The sequence below is a fragment of the uncultured Ligilactobacillus sp. genome, from assembly GCF_948826705.1.
Classification (GTDB): Bacteria; Bacillota; Bacilli; order Lactobacillales; family Lactobacillaceae; genus Ligilactobacillus.
Genome location: NZ_CAQLEL010000039.1, coordinates 11290 through 30239 on the forward strand (window position 1 = coordinate 11290; position 18950 = coordinate 30239).

At 41.1% G+C, this 18950-nt stretch carries 17 protein-coding genes; 16 read left to right on the plus strand and 1 reads right to left on the minus strand.

The features are described from left to right. Positions 1-7: 7 nt before the first annotated feature. The 9 genes from Q9Q35_RS02225 to Q9Q35_RS02265 all read left to right on the plus strand — a co-directional run bounded on the left by Q9Q35_RS02225 (position 8) and on the right by Q9Q35_RS02265 (position 11944). Entirely contained in the window at positions 8-1315 is a 1308-nt protein-coding gene (locus Q9Q35_RS02225; protein WP_304651933.1) for a PTS transporter subunit EIIC, read from the plus strand. Further along, a complete protein-coding gene (locus Q9Q35_RS02230; RefSeq protein ID WP_304651934.1) occupies positions 1302-2162 on the plus strand; it encodes an alpha/beta hydrolase in 861 nt (286 codons plus the stop codon). Before Q9Q35_RS02225 ends, Q9Q35_RS02230 begins: the two co-directional genes overlap by 14 nt. Before the next feature lie 51 nt (positions 2163-2213). Next, a complete protein-coding gene (gene proB, locus Q9Q35_RS02235) occupies positions 2214-3023 on the plus strand; it encodes a glutamate 5-kinase (RefSeq protein WP_304651935.1) in 810 nt (269 codons plus the stop codon). Next, positions 3023-4267 carry a glutamate-5-semialdehyde dehydrogenase gene (locus Q9Q35_RS02240; protein WP_304651936.1) on the plus strand — a complete coding sequence of 415 codons (1245 nt, stop codon included), beginning with the start codon at positions 3023-3025 and terminating at the stop codon, positions 4265-4267. Before proB ends, Q9Q35_RS02240 begins: the two co-directional genes overlap by 1 nt. Before the next feature lie 333 nt (positions 4268-4600). Next, positions 4601-5317: a hypothetical protein gene (locus Q9Q35_RS02245; RefSeq protein ID WP_304651937.1), complete on the plus strand. Its 717-nt coding sequence runs from the start codon at positions 4601-4603 to the stop codon at positions 5315-5317. Between the two features lie 94 nt (positions 5318-5411). Continuing rightward, complete coding sequence (locus Q9Q35_RS02250; protein WP_004050803.1) at positions 5412-6101, plus strand: response regulator transcription factor; 690 nt, start codon at positions 5412-5414, stop codon at positions 6099-6101. Positions 6102-6122: 21 nt separating this feature from the next. After that, a complete protein-coding gene (locus Q9Q35_RS02255; RefSeq protein WP_304651938.1) occupies positions 6123-7274 on the plus strand; it encodes a cell wall metabolism sensor histidine kinase WalK in 1152 nt (383 codons plus the stop codon). A gap of 150 nt (positions 7275-7424) precedes the next feature. Next, entirely contained in the window at positions 7425-8762 is a 1338-nt protein-coding gene (locus Q9Q35_RS02260) for a serine hydrolase (RefSeq protein WP_304651939.1), read from the plus strand. 248 nt (positions 8763-9010) lie between these two features. Beyond that, entirely contained in the window at positions 9011-11944 is a 2934-nt protein-coding gene (locus tag Q9Q35_RS02265) for a YhgE/Pip domain-containing protein (protein WP_304651940.1), read from the plus strand. A 254-nt stretch (positions 11945-12198) separates the two neighbouring features. Here Q9Q35_RS02265 and Q9Q35_RS02270 read toward each other — a convergent pair whose 3' ends face one another. Then, the gene (locus Q9Q35_RS02270) at positions 12199-13029 is read right to left on the minus strand and encodes a DegV family protein (protein ID WP_304651941.1); all 831 of its coding nucleotides are present in this window, start codon (positions 13027-13029) and stop codon (positions 12199-12201) included. Between the two features lie 158 nt (positions 13030-13187). Here Q9Q35_RS02270 and Q9Q35_RS02275 point away from each other — a divergent pair, with 158 nt between their 5' ends. The 7 genes from Q9Q35_RS02275 (at position 13188) to Q9Q35_RS02305 (ending at position 18913) form a co-directional block, all read left to right on the plus strand. Further along, positions 13188-13691, plus strand: a complete 504-nt coding sequence (locus Q9Q35_RS02275) for a DUF1836 domain-containing protein (RefSeq protein WP_304651942.1) — start codon at positions 13188-13190, stop codon at positions 13689-13691. Between the two features lie 10 nt (positions 13692-13701). Next, the gene (locus tag Q9Q35_RS02280; protein ID WP_304651943.1) at positions 13702-14601 is read left to right on the plus strand and encodes an ABC transporter ATP-binding protein; all 900 of its coding nucleotides are present in this window, start codon (positions 13702-13704) and stop codon (positions 14599-14601) included. Beyond that, positions 14591-15850 (plus strand): ABC transporter permease, encoded by a 1260-nt coding sequence (locus tag Q9Q35_RS02285; RefSeq protein WP_304651944.1) that lies wholly within the window; start codon positions 14591-14593, stop codon positions 15848-15850. Before Q9Q35_RS02280 ends, Q9Q35_RS02285 begins: the two co-directional genes overlap by 11 nt. A 76-nt stretch (positions 15851-15926) precedes the next feature. Continuing rightward, positions 15927-16175: a hypothetical protein gene (locus Q9Q35_RS02290; protein ID WP_304651945.1), complete on the plus strand. Its 249-nt coding sequence runs from the start codon at positions 15927-15929 to the stop codon at positions 16173-16175. 25 nt (positions 16176-16200) lie between these two features. Then, positions 16201-17589: a TrkH family potassium uptake protein gene (locus Q9Q35_RS02295; RefSeq protein ID WP_304651946.1), complete on the plus strand. Its 1389-nt coding sequence runs from the start codon at positions 16201-16203 to the stop codon at positions 17587-17589. A 212-nt stretch (positions 17590-17801) separates the two neighbouring features. Beyond that, positions 17802-18569 carry an AzlC family ABC transporter permease gene (locus Q9Q35_RS02300; RefSeq protein WP_304651947.1) on the plus strand — a complete coding sequence of 256 codons (768 nt, stop codon included), beginning with the start codon at positions 17802-17804 and terminating at the stop codon, positions 18567-18569. A 2-nt stretch (positions 18570-18571) separates the two neighbouring features. Continuing rightward, positions 18572-18913 (plus strand): AzlD domain-containing protein, encoded by a 342-nt coding sequence (locus tag Q9Q35_RS02305; protein WP_304651948.1) that lies wholly within the window; start codon positions 18572-18574, stop codon positions 18911-18913. Positions 18914-18950: the final 37 nt, after the last annotated feature.

Here is an 18950-nt window from a genome sequence, read left to right on the forward strand (position 1 = left end):
AAAAGCGATGGAACAAAGAATTATTGTCTTAGGTCTAAGAATTCGCAAATGGTCTTTTTTTAGAATAATCCAGCGCACGTTTTCAGTGTTATTTCCATTTATTCTATTGGGAAGCTTTGCGCAAGTGATCGAATTTTCTTTACTACATCCCGATGGATATCTAGGAAATCTGATCTTGATCGATAAATGGTTACCGCACTATCGAGCAGCTAATCAGTTATTTGGCAGTATTTATATGTTGACTGCTGGTGTGATCGCTTTGCTGGCTGCAAGTATTTCAGCAAAGTATACTGCACAATTTTTTAAACGTGACGAACAATTAGCTAGTTTGACTGGATTGTTAGTCTTTTTAGCTATCTGTTATCAGCGGTCATCGGGAAATAATGGGCAGTTCAACTTTCGCCTCGATCTGTTGGGGTTTCCCGGGTTGATTTTAGGATTAGCGATCGGTTATTGTGTGGGACTGGTGTTTAAATATTTGAGTAAACAAGCAAATAAAAGGTCAGAACATGGTCAGGAATTATTAGCCCGCTCATTTAAAGGTCTATTACCATTGACTGTTGCCCTATTATTTGCGGTAGTTTGCAATATTTTATTAGGGTTTTTGTTCAAATATCAGATCTTTGAAGGTGTTGGTAGTTGGCTTCAAAGTCAAGCAGCTAAACAAAGTGGTTTTTGGGCGGTAATGTTTTTTGCTAGTATAACGCTATTGCTGTCTTGGTTAGGTCTTAGTGGTCCATACACCAACAATACATTTGATAGTGACCAAAGTGCGCTCAAAAATTTGAGTTATGCTTTGAGTCATAGTGATCTAGCTAAAGTACCCGAGAAGTTCAATGCTAATACGCTATATTTTAGTTATGGCGCCTTAGGAGGAACTGGGGCAACTTTGGGTTTGATCTTAGCGATATTTCTTGTGGCTAAACGTCAAAATACGCGTAAACTAGCTAGTTGGACCGTTTTACCGAGCATGTTCAATACTAATGCAGCTTTTATGATCGGTCTACCACTATTGTTCAATCCGTTTTATCTGTTACCATTTTTAGTTATTCCACTATTTAATATGGTAATTGGAGCTTTAGCGCTATTGAGTGGTCTAGTTCCACCCGCAGTCTATCCGGTTTTGACGACAACACCAGGTGTTTTATACGCTTTTATTGGGACAAATGGTTCTTGGGGCGTATTGCTCTTTACTTTTGGATTGTTACTTTGTGACATATTACTATATCTACCCTTTGTCAGATTTGCAGAGAAGATCGCAGGAGCTTTAGATAATGAACGTAAGAGAGCAGGTGAAGTAGATGCAGATCAATAAGCGTGGTATGGGGATAACACTACTGGTATTGCTGATCCTTTTTTGTCTAGCGATCCCATCATTTATTTGGACGCGACAAAATGTTAAAGATCTGGCACGGTGGCATAATTCGCGTCTTTCACCTGTGATCATGATCCCTGGGAGTTCCGCTACCGAAAATCGTTTTGATGCTTTGATCAAAAAGATCAATAGTCGAAGCCAAAAAAAGCATAGTTTGTTGAAAGTCAAAGTCTATAACGATGGCACGATCAAGTATTCAGGCAAGATCAATGCTAAAGATAATGAGCCATTTATCGTGGTCGGGTTTGAAAATAATAAAGATGGTTACAGCAATATCTTAAAGCAAGCAAAAATGTTCGATAAAGCTTTTGAGCAGTTGAGTGAGCAATACGAATTCAATAACTTCAAAGCATTTGGTCATTCAAATGGTGGCTTGATCTATACAGCCTTTTTAGAAAATTACCTACCTAAATATGATATTCAAGCAAAAGTCTTGATGACGGTCGGAACGCCATATAACTTCTCGGAAACTTCGCTACAGCGAAAGACGCAAATGCTAGCTGATTTTATCAAGAATCGTAAGAAGCTCCCAACAGATCTCTCAGTTTATACTGTTGCAGGGACGGAGACTTATGACTCTGATGGATTAGTTCCTGAGCGTAGTGTTGAAGCGGGGAAATATATCTATCAAGGGATCGTGAAGCATTTTACTCAGATCACGGTGACTGGTAGAGATGCCCAGCATTCTGACTTGCCTCAAAATGATCAGATCATCGAGTTGATCAACCGATATGTTTTAGAACAAGATCAAAATCAAAAGACTAAGAAGCTAAAAGAAAACAGTTAGTATAAAATATAGTATAATTAAATCAAGAACTTTTATTTTGGAGGAAAAACCATGGCTAAAAAACGCCAGCTTGATGCAAAAAGGATCGTAGTTAAAGTGGGGACAAGTACATTGATCCACCCCAACGGTAAAGTCAATTTCCATGCTATTGACCAATTGTGTTATGTCTTGACCGGTCTTGTCAATGACGGTAAACAAGTCGTCTTGGTCTCTTCTGGGGCGATCGGTGTTGGTATGGGACAAGTGGGCTTGCACGAACGACCCGAATCGATCCCAGCTCAACAGGCGTTAGCAGCGATCGGCCAAAGTGGTTTGATGTCAGTGTATCAACAACGTTTCTCACTTTACGGTCAACGGATCGGACAGATCTTATTAACGCATGACGTTTTAGAATACCCTTTGAGTCGAAAAAATGCTTTGAATACGTTCAATAGCTTATTGGAATGGGGTGTGATCCCGATCGTTAATGAAAATGATACAGTTGCTGTCGATGAGATGGATCATCATACTAAGTTTGGGGATAACGACCAACTTTCAGCGATCGTCTCTTCGATCGTGGATGCCGATCTTTTGGTGATGTTATCTGATATTGATGGCTTCTTTGATAAGAATCCGCGTAAATATGCTGATGCTAAACTATTTGAACGGATCGCAAAGATCGATGAAACAGCTTTAGAAGCTGCTGGTGGCAAGGGTTCTAAATTTGGAACTGGCGGGATGATGACCAAGTTGAAAGCAGCAAAAAGAATGCTTGAAAATGATAAGATGATGATCTTAGCTAACGGGCAAGATCCAGCGATCATTTTTGATCTCGTCAAGGGTGAACCTTTAGGAACATTATTTGTAAAGGAGGAAAAATAATGGTACTTGATTTGGAAAAAATGGGAATTGCTGCAAGAAAAGCGGCATTTAAATTAGCGCAGATGAGCACCAAACAAAAAAATATGATCTTAAAGGCGATGGCGCAAGCTTTAGTGGATAATGCGCCTGCGATCATTACAGCTAACCAAGTTGATCTAGAAAAAGCAACTGAGATGAAGGCAAGCTTTGTTGATCGTTTGACTTTAGATGAAGCGCGGATCAAAGATATTGCTGAAGGTTTAAAGCAGGTCGCGGCTTTGGCAGATCCGATCGGAAACGTTGATAAAGGTTGGATCAATCAAGATGGGCTTTATATCGTGCAACGTCGAGTTCCTTTAGGTGTCGTGGGAATGATCTATGAGGCGCGGCCAAATGTGACGGTCGATGCGGCCGGTCTGTGCTTTAAAGCAGGGAATGCTGTGATCTTGCGTGGGGGTAAGGAAGCTTTAGCGACAAATATCAAATTGACTGAGATCTTACAACAAGTTCTAGTTGAAAATGGTATCGCTAAAGAAGCGATCCAAATCATCACAGAAACATCGCACCGAACAGCTGAAAAGTTCATGCAGCTGAATGGCTATTTAGATGTCTTGATCCCGCGTGGTTCAGCGCGTTTGATCCAAACCGTCGTTCAAAAAGCAACTGTGCCAGTGATCGAAACGGGAGCGGGAAATTGTCATGTTTATATAGATAGTCAGGCAGATCTAGCGATGGCTGAAGAAATCGTAGTCAACGCTAAGTGTCAACGCCCATCTGTTTGCAATGCGGCTGAGACTTTAGTTGTTCATGCAGATGTGGCTGAGGAGTTCTTGCCTCAGATCGCAGATGCATTGGCTAAGTACAATGTCGAGTTACGCGGGGATGCTCGCACTTGTGAGATCTTAGGGGATGCAGCAGTCCCAGCAAGTGAACGCGACTGGGATACAGAGTATAATGACTATATTTTAGCGGTAAAAGTCGTTGATAGTTTGACAGAAGCGATCGTGCATATCAATACGCACAATACGAAGCATTCAGAGGCGATCGTGACCGACAGTTATGCAAACGGGCAACGGTTTGTAAATGAGGTTGATGCTTCAAGTGTTTACATCAATGCTTCGACGCGTTTCACGGATGGATTTGTCTTTGGCTTTGGAGCTGAGATCGGCATCTCGACGCAAAAATTACATGCGCGTGGACCGATGGGCTTAGAGGCTCTAACAACGACTAAGTACGTGATCAGCGGACAAGGACAAATAAGATAGAGTGAGCCAAAGCGTTCAGCGCCGTATGGATAAGCAAGTCTCCACCAAAAGTGTCATAGTGTGTTTTAATTATTTAAAGTAAGTAGGCAGAGTGGAAGGATCTACTACACACAGATCGGCTCAAAAAATTGGTAGCCACAAGAGTTCTCGTGATGAGACAATGGCTACGATCCAGAACCAAGGATCGTGCCTAGATTAAAAAGATAAGTGTTTTAGATTTGATTTAAGAATAATTTTGTTATAATAGGCTTAAGAAGTGTGAGCCAAGTAAAGACCCGATGACCCGCGCGTCATTTGGGTCTTTTTTAGCTTATTGGATAAGGAAGTTGTTTGATGGAATGGCATGAGTATTTAGCTAGGTTACGATATTATGACCGGATGTGTGGTAATTTGACCACAGTCCACCAAAAGATCACTCAAGTCCAAGCTGTGGTCAAAGCCTATAGTAGACATGAAATACCACAAGAAGTACCGAAGCTGAGTTTTTCGACCCACTATCTTGAATTACATATGACTAAGCATCCTGAGTTATTTGAACTAGTTAGTTGCTTAAATGAGTTGCGCCAAGTACTGATCGAAAATTTTGGGATCTGGCATGTTTTTTCGCAGGCATGGTTAGCGACTTTCAAACAGCAACTAAAACCCGGAAAAACTCTAGTAGTAATGTGTGGCAATGCTGTTTTAGCGGCTAATCTACCCAATGTTATCGCAGTCGATGACTTTGATTGGCAAGCGCAAGATAATACGCGTCCGCATCCATGGTGTGATGTCAAACAATGTGATGCGTTGGTAGCAGTCCAAAACTATTATCAGCAGGTGGACAACATTATTTTAGAGTGGGCACCAGAGCAAACGACTTGTGATCGTGCTATTTTAGACTTTTTACGCGCTCATCAGTGGCACGGTGATCTTATCGTGATCGGTGAAGCTAAGGGAGCAACGAATTCACCACAATTTTGGCAAACTGCTAAGTTGAGTCGACCACTTGAGGTGAATGCTTTGCATCGGCCGTTTGACTTTATCCATGACCAAGTATTTTGGGTAAAATAGTCGTGATTTTTACGAATTTCTTTAAGTATATTTAGCAAAGTATTTGGTAAAATAAAAATAGAATTAAGTTTTCTTTAGGGGGGGACCAGACATTATGAAGATTTTAATTGTCGATGACGATAAAGATATCGTTGAATTATTAAGTATATATGTTAAAAATGAGGGCTATGATGTCGAAAAAGCCTATAATGGTAAAGAAGCGATCACGAAGATCAATACTAACCCAGATATCGATCTGATGATCTTAGATGTGATGATGCCACAATTAGATGGGATGGCAGTTGTGCGTGCTGTTCGAAAAGACAGCCAGATCCCGATCTTGATGTTATCAGCTAAAACAGATGACCTTGATAAGATCCAAGGTTTAGTTCAAGGTGCCGATGATTATGTGACAAAGCCATTTAATCCTTTGGAAGTTATGGCACGTGTTAAATCATTATTGCGCCGTTCACAACATGAAGTGAAAAATAATGAGCCTGATCAAATCGAGGTAGGCTCTTTGATCATCAAAAAAGATTCTCACGAGGTCGAAACGGTCAATGGTAAGGAGATCTCATTGACAGCCTTAGAATTTGGGATCTTATATCTCTTGGCCAGTCACCCTAACCGTGTCTTTTCGGCTGATGAGATCTTTGAACGTGTTTGGCAACAAGAGTCCGTTGTTTCGGCTAAAACAGTTATGGTCCATGTGAGCCACTTGCGCGATAAGATCGAAGAAGCTACTGGTGGCGAAAAAGTTATCCAAACGGTTTGGGGCGTAGGTTATAAGATCGAATCACGTTAAGTAAGTTGATGAGGTGAGCGGATGAAATTTTCACTGACAGCGCGGGAAAAAAGTGAGCTCTTTGGTGAAGGGATAGTAACGGTCATCTTGTTATTGTTGCTCAACATGTCGATCTTTATGATCGTTAATCAGGAGATCTCGAATAATCCAGGTTTACAAAATGGGATCTTTCAGATCAAGATGTCGCTATTTTTAGGACCGACGGATCTCCAGATCTGGAGCTGGGGTGGTTTATTTACCTTGATGATGATCATTGCAGATTGTGGTATCGTCTATTGGCGTTTAATGCGGCGTTACCGGCAGATGCAGTTGCGTCACGTTATTGCCGAGTTGCACTATATTGCTTCAGGGCATTTTGATCATCGGATACCATTTAAGCTAAGTGGTCAGATGCAACGAGTCGTAGAAAGTGTCAACTCGTTAGTTGATAGTACGATCAATGCGATGGAAGAAGAGCGACGGATCGAACGTTCAAAAGATGAGTTAGTGACAAATGTCAGTCACGATATTCGTACACCATTGACATCGGTCATTGGATATCTAGGCCTGATCGAAAATAAACAATATAATAATGATGAAGAATTGTTGCAATATACCCATATAGCCTTTTTAAAAGCCAATCAGATGAAATCTTTAGTCGATGACTTGTTTGAATATACTAAGGTCAGACAAGAAGGTGTAACCTTAAATATTGTGCAGTTGGACATCGGTGCGATGTTAGAACAAGTGGCAGCTAGTTACGAACTGGAAGCTAACAAAAAAGGGATGGCGATCCATGTTGATGTTCCAGCCGAACCGTTGGTGATCGAAGCTGATGGTGAAAAACTAGCTCGGGTCTTCAATAACCTAGTGTCTAATGCTTTGAAATATGGAGCTGGTGGTAAGAATATCTATCTTAAAGCTGTGCTGGTGAGCGAAAAAGAACTCAAAGTAACGATCGCTAATGATGGTGAACCGATCCCACAAAAGTCATTAGAACAGGTCTTTGATCGGTTCTATCGGGCTGAAAGTTCGCGATCGCGAGAAACTGGGGGCTCAGGGCTTGGGTTGGCGATCGCCCAAGGTATCGTTGAAAGACACCATGGTTATATTTATGTAACTTCAGATGCCGAATTGACAGAGTTTATCATGCATTTTCCGATCAAACACGCTGACAGTTTAGTACGTCAGTAGCTAGATGATTATTATTAGACCAGTTTTGAGGTGCTTTGGGCTTCAAAACTGGTTTAGTATTGTAAGCAGAAAAGAGCATGTTTCTTATTGATTAGTTTTGATATTTTGGGTATTCTTATAGATGAGATTAAGTGAGAGGAACTTAGAAAGATGACATTTTTAAAATCTTTACAAAAAGTAGTCACAGCTCTAGCAACGGCTGTGATCGTATTTTCCGTGGTTAGTTTTAGCGGACTCAAAGTGGCAACTGCCAAAGCTGATACAGCCTTGCCAGCTGATACTGACAGTTCATTACAGCTCGATGCTAAGGCTGCGATCGCAGTCGACGCTAATACAGGGCAAATTTTATATGCTAAAAACGCAGATCAAGCTTTACCAGTAGCTTCCATGTCAAAATTGATGACCGCCTACATGGTATTGCAAGCGATTGATAACGGTAAACTTAAGTGGGATCAAAAAGTGACCCCCGGTAAGGCTGCTCAAGAAGTCAGCCAAGATACTACACTTTCCAATGTTCCATTAAAAGAAGGTCAAAGTTATACCGTGCGGGAGTTATACCAAGCTACTTTGATCTATTCAGCTAATGGGGCTGCGATGGCTTTAGCTGATGCTGTTGGTGGGACTCAAAAGAACTTTATCGATCTAGCGCGTAAAGAAGCTAAGAAGATGGGCTTAAAAGATGTCGAACTTTACACGGCTAATGGTTTAGCTAACGGTGAAGTCAAGGATGGTAAGTATCCTGGGGCTGCCGATGATGCGGAAAATAAATTCTCTGCTAAAGATATGGCGATCTTGAGCCAACGTTTGATCAAGGATTATCCTGAAGTGTTGAAGACGACCAAGATCACTCGGATGAAATTCAATAACGGAACTGATCAAACTGAAATGGAAAACTGGAATTGGATGCTACCTGGTTTAGCTAAGGCTTATAGTGAACTACCAGTTGACGGTTTGAAAACAGGTACATCTGATTCAGCTGGTGCATGTTTTGCCGCAACAGTCAATAAAGATGGTCATCGTTTGATCACGATCGTCTTAGGCGCTAAACATGATAGCCAAGAGGACCTTTCACGTTTTGAAGAAACGCAAAAATTAATGTCATATTGCTACAACAATTATACTTATACTTCTTTGGCTAAGGGAACGACCTTTAAAAAGACTAATGCTTTACCGGTTTACCATGGTAAAGACCTAGATGTTAAAGTTTCTTTGGCATCTAAGACAGATGTTTGGTTGAAGAGTGGTGTTTCTAAGGATCAACTGAGTGCTAAAGCTGTTGGTAACAAGAAATTATACAAAAAAGATGGTTTACAAGCTCCATTGAAGAAAGGCCAAAAGGTTGGTACTTTACAGATCAAAGCTAAAGATCAAGCAATGTACTTCTTGGATGGAACAGACTACTTGAGCGCTGATGCTCAAACGACTACAGAAGTTAAGAAAGCTAATATTTTTGTGATCGGCTGGCGTGCGATCACGAGCTTATTCTAAAACTAGCGCATACCCGACGACTACTGAGATCAAGTGATCGCAGTAGTCGTTTTTTGTACATTTTGAGATATCTGTCGCACTTTTGAAAAAAATTTTGAAGCATTTTAAGGAGCAAAACTATGTCTATCAAGGGTGTTTCCGTTTACATAGCATTATATATATAAAATATTATAATTTGTTTTTCGTGGACATTCAGTGTATATTATTAGACAGCAATAAATTATTATAGGTTAAGGAGTGAAATTATCTTGAAGACGATCAAAGCTGAATTTAAACATATCAAGAGTCAAAAGATGCTTTTAGCTGCAATTTTGGCTATTATGTTTATCCCATTCTTATACTCTGTGTTCTTCTTGAAATCTGTTTGGAATCCATACGGCGATGCTAAGTATTTACCTGTAGCCGTAGTTAATGAAGACAGAGCGGTAAATTTCCGCGGTAAGAAACTCGATGTGGGTGATCAGTTAGTCAAGAATTTGAAGAAAAATGATGGTTTAGATTGGCATTTTGTTTCTAAAAAAGATGCTGAATATGGTCTTAGCCATAAAGAATACTATATGGTAATTACGATCCCTAAGGACTTCTCCAAGAATGCAACAACTGTTTTGGACAAAGATCCTAAGAAGATGGAATTACAATATACGACCAATGACTCCCTCAACTATATCGGTAAAGTTATCAGTGAAGAAGGGGCTAAACAAGTTAATGCTCAGGTCAAAGAAACTGTTTCAACGTCATATGCAGATACAGTCTTTGGGGTGATCAAGCAAGTCGGTAAGGGCTTTAACACGGCAGCTAAGGGTTCAAAACAACTCAGCGATGGTTCAAAGACTTTATCTGATGGGATCAATACCTACACAGCCGGTGTCTCCCAAGTAAATGACGGTGTGATCAAGTTGCGAACTGGTGTGGTACCTTTGGGCCAAGGTGTTTTGAAGTTAGCTGACGGTTCAAATACTTTAGCTAATGGGATCAACACTTATACAGCCGGTGTTGACCAAGTAAACAACGGTGTTTCCCAATTACAAAATGGTACTGGCGCATTAGCTAGTGGTGTGGGCCAATTAGCCACTGGATCTAATACGTTGGCAAATGGTTTGGGCACATATACAAACGGTGTGGGTCAAGTCAATAATGGTGTCTTACGATTACAAAATGGTACCGGCGCATTAGCTAGTGGTGTTGGTCAATTAGCTACTGGTTCAAATACATTGAATAGTGGTTTGAACACTTATACTGCTGGAGTAGCTCAATTAAATGGTGGTTTAGCTAAATTACATGCTAACTCAGATGCACTTAGACAAGGTGCTAGCGATCTAGCTGCTGGTAACCAAGTGTTGGCAAACATGATCAATTCTAAGACAGCTACTATTATTGATCAGTTGAACTCTAATGATACTAAACAAGCGATCGCAGGTTTGAAGCAATTGAAACAAAATGCACCTGCGATCCAAAAACAATTGCAAGAATTGCAAAATACAATGAACGGTTTACCTACTCTATTAGGTGGGATCAATTCAAGTGCTGATAAGTTCAGTCAAGAGCTAACAACGAATTTAGGCAGCGCAGGAAACAATATTTCCGGATCAGCTAAAGAAGTTGGTGAAGTGCTTGCAGCTAATAAAGATAAGTTATCTGCTGAAGATCAACAAAAATTAGCTGATGCGATCGCTAAGAACCAAGCAGCTGGTCAAAACATTCAAGCAGCTGGTGCGGCAGCACAAACATTTAAAGAACAATTGACACAAGCACAAAATAGCTTAGCACCGCTCTTGCAAAATGCTCAACAAATGCAAGGATATGTCACACAAGTAAATGCCTTGCTAGACAAGTTGAATACAGTAGATACTTCCAAATTGGATGATCTTCAAGGGCTAACTTCACAATTAGAAGAGTTGAGAGCAGGGGCTGATAAGTTAGCTACTGGTTCAGCAACTTTGAAATCTGGTGTTAATGAATACACATTAGGTGTGGACCAAGCTTATGCTGGTGCAAGCAAATTAGTTGCTAATAACCAAGCTTTGACATCAGGTGCAAATCAATTAGCCGGTGGTTTAGGCCAATTGAATGGTCAAGTACCAACGTTGACAGGTGGGATCGATCAACTTGCTTCTGGTACAGGTCAACTTGTAGCTAACTCTAGTGCTTTGACATCAGGCGCAAACCAATTGGCTGGTGGTTTAGGCCAATTGAACGCACAAGTGCCAACATTGACAGGCGGTATCGACCAACTTGCTGCTGGTACGAGCCAACTTGCTGCTAACTCAGCTGCTTTACGCAGTGGTGCAAGTCAATTAGCCGGTGGTTTAGGCCAAATGAATGCTCAAGTTCCTACTTTGACATCTGGCGTGAACCAATTAGCTAATGGGACCCAACAATTGAACGCTAACTCACCTAAATTGGCTGCTGGTGCTACTCAATTAGAACAAGGCAATAGTAAATTAGCTAAGGTCTTGGCACAAGGTTCAGAACAAGTAAACGATAATACGAAGAACTTATCTTCTAAGACTTCAAATATGTTTGCTTCTCCAACTGAACTCAAGCATAAGAGTTACAGTTATGTACCAAACTATGGTTATGCTTTAGCTCCATACATGCTATCAGTTGCATTGTATGTTGGTGCTTTGGTCTTCAACTTAGTTTACCCAGTACGTCGCTTATCCGATCCAGATGCTAGTGCAACAGAATGGTGGTTGAGCAAGCTCTCAGTTGGTGCTCTTGTTGCTACTGGGACTTCAGTAGTTGAAGTTCTCTTGATGATGGCAGCTGGCTTACACCCAGATCACTTAGGGGCAACCTTGATCAATGCTTGGTTCTTTGCCCTTGCAAGTACCTTTATCGTGATGTTCTTGGCAGTTGCGTTTGGCAATATCGGACGTTTCCTAGGGATCATCTTCTTGGTCATCCAGCTAGGTTCTTGTGGTGGGTCCTTCCCAATTCAAGTTACCCGTGCGATGGGCGGGTTCTTCCAAATGGTAAATCCATTCTTGCCAATGACTTACTCAGTTTACGGTTTCCGTGAATCATTGACATCAGGTCTAGGTGCAAATCAAGTTTGGATCTCTGTCGGAGTCCAATTGATCTATATCATCGCTTCGATCGCTTTACTTTGGGTAGCAATGAATGCTGAACGTAGTAAAGTTACTTACGTTGATGTAGAGGATCAAAACTTAAACGACTAGAGTGTTCGACAGCACGGGTAGCTCCGTATAGATAATAAAAGAACCGCTATGATGCGTATTTTGCATCATAGCGGTTCTTTTATTATCTACTAGGAGTTGTGCTGTCGAACACGTTTCGGCTATATAGCTCAGATGCGTATTTTTGCATCATAGTGGCACTCTCGTTATTTACAAGGAGTTGTCGAACACGTTTAAGCTATATAACTCAGATGCGTATTTTGCATCATAGTGATACTCTAGGCGATTAGTATATATTATTGTTTTTCAAAGCCGACCATCAACCCCCCGACTTCAGCGTAATAGCTGCAAACACCACGAGTTGTAGTGAGCGTTATCGCACAATCAGGATAAGCTTCCTTGATCTTTTGGGAAAGTAACTTGGCCCCAGTTTCATTGAAGCAATGGGCGATGCAGGCTTTTTTACCGTTAAAACCTTGCGCCTGCATTTCTTTTAACAATAGACTGATAGCTTTTGCTTGTCCGCGGGCTTTGCCGACAGGAGTAAGTTTTCCTTTAGTATCAGTTCCGACGATGCGCAGCTTGAGCATGTTTGAGATCATAGCTGCCGTAGCACTGATCCGTCCATTATTGACTAAGTTGGTCAGGGATTCAAGTGAGAACAAAAGCCCCGTGTGTTGTTGATAAGCCGTTAATTTGCTTTTGATCTCGTTAAAAGGTGCATTAGCTGCGAATAATTTAGCGGCGTATTCGAGCAAAAGTTGCATCCGTGGTCCAGCTGACTGCGAATCTAAAACAAGGATCTGGGCGTTAGGATGTTTTTCTAAATATTGTTTTCGTGCTTGCATAGCAGCAGAATAGCTCCCCGATAACGCGCCAGTGATCGTGACGGCCACGATGATATCAGCTTGACCAAAGGCAGTTAGCCACTGATCGATATTGGGACAAGCAGTACTGCTCTTGGTGGATAATTCGCGTAATTCATCGGTCATCGCTAAGACATCTAAGTCGATATCATCGATGTATTCTTTGCCACCAGCCATGATCGTGATCGGTACACTGGCAAAATCCGTGTCTGCTAAAGTTGTTACATTTGAGCCGGAATCGGCAATGATCTTATATTTCATCTCTATTATTCCTTTGTAGAAGTTTTTGTATACTTTTTTATCGGTTTTTAAAAAACTTATGGTATATTTGAGTATAAACAGATGTTATCGATTTGTCAAAAGATATTGATAGCGTGAACAAGAAAGGATAAGCTATAATTTAGGAAAGGATGTAAACAATGAAAAAAATTTTACAACAGGAGAATGCTACTTACTTTAAACTTCCTACTTTTGAAGAGATACCTGATGTGGGACTTTATTTGGAACAGACAGCTACATTTATCAACAAGTATCTAGAACCACTTTTAGGTAGTGAACTGACCCCATCAATGATCAGCAATTATGTTAAGAAAAAAATGATCGCTCGACCAGAAAAGAAACAATATTCGCGCGAGCAGATCGCTTATCTTTTTTTTATCACCATTTCTAAGACGGTCTTAGCCTTAGATGATTTAAAATTGCTTGTCAAAGTACAACGCGAGACGTATCCGATCCAAACCGCATACACGTATTTTCGTGAAGAGTTGGAACAGACATTGCTCGCAGTCTTTGAAGAGCAAGCGTTGAGTTTTGAAACGGGGGAGCGTTCCGAGCAAAAGGTCATGTTGTACAATATTATCATTGCAGCTGCACATAAGATCTATCTGGAAAAATATTTTCAGATGGTACGACAAAGAAACTGAGGTGGAATAAATGTTATCGGTGGAACACTTAGCTAAAAACTTTGGCACTCTAAAAGCCGTACAAGATCTGTCTTTTGAGATAAAAGACGGTGAGATCTTGGGGCTTGTGGGTCAAAATGGTTCGGGCAAGACGACGACTTTTCGGATGTTGTTGGGCTTGATGCAACCAACAGCAGGGAAAGTTCTCTGGAATGGCGAAAAGATCGGTGAAAAACAAAAAGATCTGATCGGTTATTTGCCCGAAGAACGGGGCCTTTATCCTAAAGAAACGATCGAACAACAAGTCATGTACTTTGGGAAATTACGTGGAAAAACACCACGTGAGATCAAAGGAAAACTCGATTATTGGATGGAGCATTTGCAAGTTAAAGGTAAAAAGACTGATAAGATCAAATCTTTATCCAAGGGAAATCAACAAAAAGTCCAGTTGATCACCACTTTGATCCATGAGCCCAAATTAGTCATTTTAGATGAACCTTTTAGTGGGCTAGATCCTGTCAATGCTCAGATCATGCAGGATGCGATCATCGCTTTGCGCAAACAAGGTTCTTGTGTGATCTTTTCAAGTCATAACATGGCAAATGTAGAACAGATCTGTGATCGCCTAGTGATGATCAAAGATGGTCGGCAAGTTTTGGCGGGCAAAGTTCAAGACATCAAAGATTCGTTTGGTAAGATCAAAGTCTTTTTGGAATCACCATTGACTAAAGCTGAGGTTCAAGCGGTCTTAGGGGTAGTGGATGTCAAAGAGAGTAGACGAAGGTTAGAGATAACTTTGTCTGACCCAGCAGCTGGACGAAAATTGTTTGAACTGGCAACAAAGGATGGATATATCCCGACCTTTAGCCAAGAAACGTTGACACTAGAAGAGATCTTCAAACTAAAGGCGGGTGAAAAAGATGAATTTTGAGAAATTATGGGTGATCGCAAGTGATGTATATCGTAAAACGGTCAAATCACCGAGTTTTTTGATCGGGGTATTTATGCCATTTATCGTGGTATTGGTCGGCTTTTTGATCGGTGCGATCATGGATAGCGGACAAGAGACGACTAAGATCGGGATCTATTCCGATCAACCAGTTTTAGCCAAAGCTTTAGTGCAACAAAAATTGCCTGATCTGAAGTTAAAACAGGTGGATTCAGTCAAGGAGGCTCAAAAGCAGGTACAAGCTGAAAAGTTAGATCATTACTTAGTCTTGACTCAAAAAAATGGTAAGTTGACCAGCACTGTCTATGGCGAAAATGTCCCCGACGATGCTACGATGGCTAATCTCCAACAGGGACTAAATGGCTTACAGACCTCGCTTAAAGCAGGTGAATATAAGTTGACACAAGACCAAGTTTTCGAACTATTGCAACCAGCTAAGCTTGAAGGTAAAGAGATCTTCTTTACTGATGATGGCAAAGTCAAGACGTCAAATGATAGCTCAGGGGTCAAATTTGCCTTGAGTTATGCAGCTTGTATCTTCACGTTCTTTTTAGTTTTGACCTATGCGAGTTTGATTGCTCAAGAGATCGCGGGTGAAAAAGGAATGCGGATCATGGAAGTCATCTTATCCAGTACAAATGCTAAGACACATTTCTACGGTAAATTATTAGGGGTGATCTTAGCCACTTTGACTCAATTGGTAGCAACGGGGCTCTTGCTCGGAGTTGGAGCCTTTGTCATGCGTGATAGCAGTAGCCTAAATGAAATGTTAGCTAATTTAAATTTCACCGGGATCGAACCGAGTTTTATCATCTTGTTGATCTTCTTTATTCTGGCTGGTGCCCTCTTTTATGCGGTCTTAGCTGCTTTGTGTGGTTCTTTGGTCAATCGGGCCGAGGATGCACCAAAAGCGATCATGCCAGTAACGTATTTGGTGATGGCAGGTTACATGCTAGGCTTAGTCGTTGCTACAAATGATCCAAGCAACTTTATCGTGACGATCTGTAGCTATATTCCATTTTTCTCCATGATCTTGATGCCGATCGTTTTAGCCAATGGAACAGCAGGGATCATGGGTGCAAGTATTTCCCTGGTTATTTTAGTCTTGAGCACCTTGGTCTTAGCTGCCTTTTCTGCTAGAATGTATCGAGTAAATGTATTAGTCTACAATCAAAAAGGGATCTGGGCTTCCTTACGCCAATCATTGACGATGCTCAGAAAAGATGTTTGATAGGGGATCTCATCTCTTAAATCAAGTTGGATCTGCGTTATAATGGAGACGTATTTAAGTAAGGGAGATGAAAAAGATGGAAAAAAGAAAGCCACGGCGAAATGAAGAAAAGAAGATCGAAATTTCAGCTAAAGGTAAGCCGTTTGTCCCTGGGACCCATGTCGAGTTTGTTTATCAGCGCCATCACTACAAGGGGACCGTCGAAAAGCAGTTGCGTAATTCGGCGATCATCATCTTTGACCCTGAATTTGAGAATACAGTTACGGCGATCGAGTTGAAACAAAAGATCGTGATCAGTTATTCAAAAATGCAGGTGATCAAATAGATCGCCAAGTTAGGATAGTTTAAAAATGTTTTATAGGTTAAAGAAAAAGATCAGGGCCAAGTATCGTGAAGCGACCCCGATCCAATTGTTAGTTGCATATTACGGCATCGCGACGATCATTACTTTTGGTCTATTGTGTTTACCATGGATCAAGTTGCCTGATGCACCAGAAACGACGATCTTAGATAATTTGTTCATGGCGATCTCGACGATCAGTGTGACGGGTCTGTCGACTTTTCCGATTGACCAAGTCTATAATGAGTATGGTGTCATCTTGCTAGAAGTCCTGTTCCAAGTTGGGGGCTTTGGGGTCACGATGTTGGCCACCGTTGCGATGGTCTTGACGGGTCGACGCATCGGGTTACATCAACGTCAGCTGATCCAATTTGATATGAACCAACCGCGCTTAAGTGGGATGGTCAAATTAGTGACTTCGGTCTTTGGATTGATGATCATGGTCCAATTAGTCTTTGGACTGTTGTTTTCCCTGTATTTCATGTGGCGTCACGTCTATGATAGTTTTTCCGCTGCTCTTTTCCATGGGATGTACATCTCGATCAGTGCGGTGACCAATGCAGGTTTTGATGTTACTGGTGATTCGATCGCACCTTTTAGTCAAGACTATGGTTTTTTAGTGATCATTATGGTCTTAGTGATCATCGGTAGTATCGGATATCCTGTTTTGACTGAGATCGAAGCTTGGTTTTTCTATAAATTGCGTTATCGCGGGTTGCGTAAGTTTAGATTTTCCCTCTTTTGTAAGTTAGCGGTCTTTTTTGCAGCTATCTTTACGATCGCAGGAACAGTTTTGCTCTATCTTTCAGAAAATGGAGGCTTACATCTGCGATCAGACAGTGTTCATAATTTTATGTCAGCCATGTTTTACAGTGTTTCCTCGCGAAATGCGGGGCTTCAGATCAACAGCATGAGTGATTTTAATCACACGACCTTACTTTTATTGGCACTGTTGATGTTTATCGGGGCTAGCCCAAGTTCTGTCGGTGGTGGAGTGCGGACCACGACGATCGGGATCTTTATCCTATATCTGTATTCATTTATTCGTGGGCGCAATAACATCAATATCTTCAATCGGCGGATCAGTCGCGAAGATATCCAAAAAGCGATCGTGGTCGTAAGCTTATCGACATTGTTGTGTATTTCAGCTGTCTTTATCCTCTCAGCCACTGAGGATGCTCCCTTATTGTCATTAGTCTTTGAAGTGGCTTCAGCCTTTGGGACGACAGGGCTATCGCTTGGGATCACGGATAGCTTGTCGACAGTTGGTAAGGTCGTGATCATGGTCTTGATGTTTGTCGGCCGGATCGGGATGTTGTATACTTTGATGTTCTTTATCAGAAAGCGTGATCGTGATCTGAGTTATAAGATGCCGACTGAGAAAATCATTATCGGTTAGTGTGAGAGGTACGCCCTAGAATTGATAAGGGGTGCCTTTTTTGTATACAAAAAATTAACTCTAAAAGTGACTTAGCCATGGTTTTTGTCATTAACAATAATGTGTTATAATCAAAATTACAGGGAGTTTTTTATCTATATACATGGAGTGTTTTTGGCACTTCATATTCTTTTGGTGGCTTGGGTCACTAAATTTCACTGGAGGCAATTGAATTGGAAAATGTAAAACCACGTTGGCGTGAGGTCCTGGATATCTCAATGCCATTATGTTTGAGTTACATTCCGATCGGGTTAGCATGTGGGATCTTACTGCATGCAGCTGGATTTAGCTGGATCTTAACAACGTTGGTCTCGTTGTTGGTCTTTTCTGGTGGGGCGCAGTTTATGATCGCCTCAATGTTGGTGGCAAATGCCCCAATGCATACTATCTTGATCATGTTGTTCTTTCTCGAGTTACGCTATGCCTTACTTGGTTCGAGTTTATCGCAATATATGCGGGGGACGAGCAAAAAGTTCCTCTATCTTTTTGCAGCTTCGTTAAATGATGAGAACTATGCTGTCAACTACTTGAAATTTGCGACAGATAAGGGTTGGACACCTAAAGATGCACTTATGGTCGAACATTATTCATTACTTTTCTGGACAGGTGCTAACTTAGTCGGTAGTTTGATCGGTAATATGATCAACATCAATTTGGACATCGTTGATTTTGCTTTGACGGCACTTTTCTTATACATGATCGTCATGCAGATCAAGAATGTTTTAACGATCTTTATCAGTCTTTTGTCAGCTGTTTTGGCGATCATCGCAATGGTCTTGATCAAGAGTACGATGGGACTTGTGGTGGCAACATTGCTTGCTTCATTGGTCGGATTTATGGTCGAAGATTATTTAGTCAAGCACGGGCATGCAAAAGGCTTCTTACTCAAAAAGATCAAGCCTAAAGCAAGTCGCAAAGTCATCAGCAAGTCAGGAGAATAGTTATGCATATGTCGAGTATGGATCATTTGATTTTAGTCCTATTATCAATGGTGGTGGCATTTTTGCCCCGTTTCATTCCGTTGCGTATCTTCTCTACCCGTGAGATCCCACAATGGTTCAATGAGTGGATGAAATATGTGCCGGTATCTTTATTTACGGCTTTGGTCGTTAAAGATATTTTTATCAATACAAAGGATTACTCTTTTGTTGGTTTAGGCTATCTAGCCAAGATCTTTGCAACTGTTATCGTGATCGGTGTCGCTTACCGCTCACGTTCAATGGGACTTTCAGTCGTTTTTGGTTTGATCGCAGTTGCATTATTAGCTTTAGTATTACCAGTGTAATTATGAAAGTTTAGACTGTTGCCAAAGGGTGATGGTC

Coding starts and splice junctions, on each gene's coding strand:
- Q9Q35_RS02225 (WP_304651933.1), top strand. CDS start 8: ATGGAACAAAGAATTATTGTCTTAGGTCTAAGAATTCGCAAATGGTCT.
- Q9Q35_RS02250 (WP_004050803.1), top strand. CDS start 5,412: ATGAAGATTTTAATTGTCGATGACGATAAAGATATCGTTGAATTATTA.
- Q9Q35_RS02245 (WP_304651937.1), top strand. CDS start 4,601: ATGGAATGGCATGAGTATTTAGCTAGGTTACGATATTATGACCGGATG.
- Q9Q35_RS02285 (WP_304651944.1), top strand. CDS start 14,591: ATGAATTTTGAGAAATTATGGGTGATCGCAAGTGATGTATATCGTAAA.
- Q9Q35_RS02275 (WP_304651942.1), top strand. CDS start 13,188: ATGAAAAAAATTTTACAACAGGAGAATGCTACTTACTTTAAACTTCCT.
- Q9Q35_RS02290 (WP_304651945.1), top strand. CDS start 15,927: ATGGAAAAAAGAAAGCCACGGCGAAATGAAGAAAAGAAGATCGAAATT.
- Q9Q35_RS02280 (WP_304651943.1), top strand. CDS start 13,702: ATGTTATCGGTGGAACACTTAGCTAAAAACTTTGGCACTCTAAAAGCC.
- proB (WP_304651935.1), top strand. CDS start 2,214: ATGGCTAAAAAACGCCAGCTTGATGCAAAAAGGATCGTAGTTAAAGTG.
- Q9Q35_RS02240 (WP_304651936.1), top strand. CDS start 3,023: ATGGTACTTGATTTGGAAAAAATGGGAATTGCTGCAAGAAAAGCGGCA.
- Q9Q35_RS02270 (WP_304651941.1), bottom strand. CDS start 13,029: ATGAAATATAAGATCATTGCCGATTCCGGCTCAAATGTAACAACTTTA.
- Q9Q35_RS02255 (WP_304651938.1), top strand. CDS start 6,123: ATGAAATTTTCACTGACAGCGCGGGAAAAAAGTGAGCTCTTTGGTGAA.
- Q9Q35_RS02295 (WP_304651946.1), top strand. CDS start 16,201: ATGTTTTATAGGTTAAAGAAAAAGATCAGGGCCAAGTATCGTGAAGCG.
- Q9Q35_RS02305 (WP_304651948.1), top strand. CDS start 18,572: ATGCATATGTCGAGTATGGATCATTTGATTTTAGTCCTATTATCAATG.
- Q9Q35_RS02260 (WP_304651939.1), top strand. CDS start 7,425: ATGACATTTTTAAAATCTTTACAAAAAGTAGTCACAGCTCTAGCAACG.
- Q9Q35_RS02230 (WP_304651934.1), top strand. CDS start 1,302: ATGCAGATCAATAAGCGTGGTATGGGGATAACACTACTGGTATTGCTG.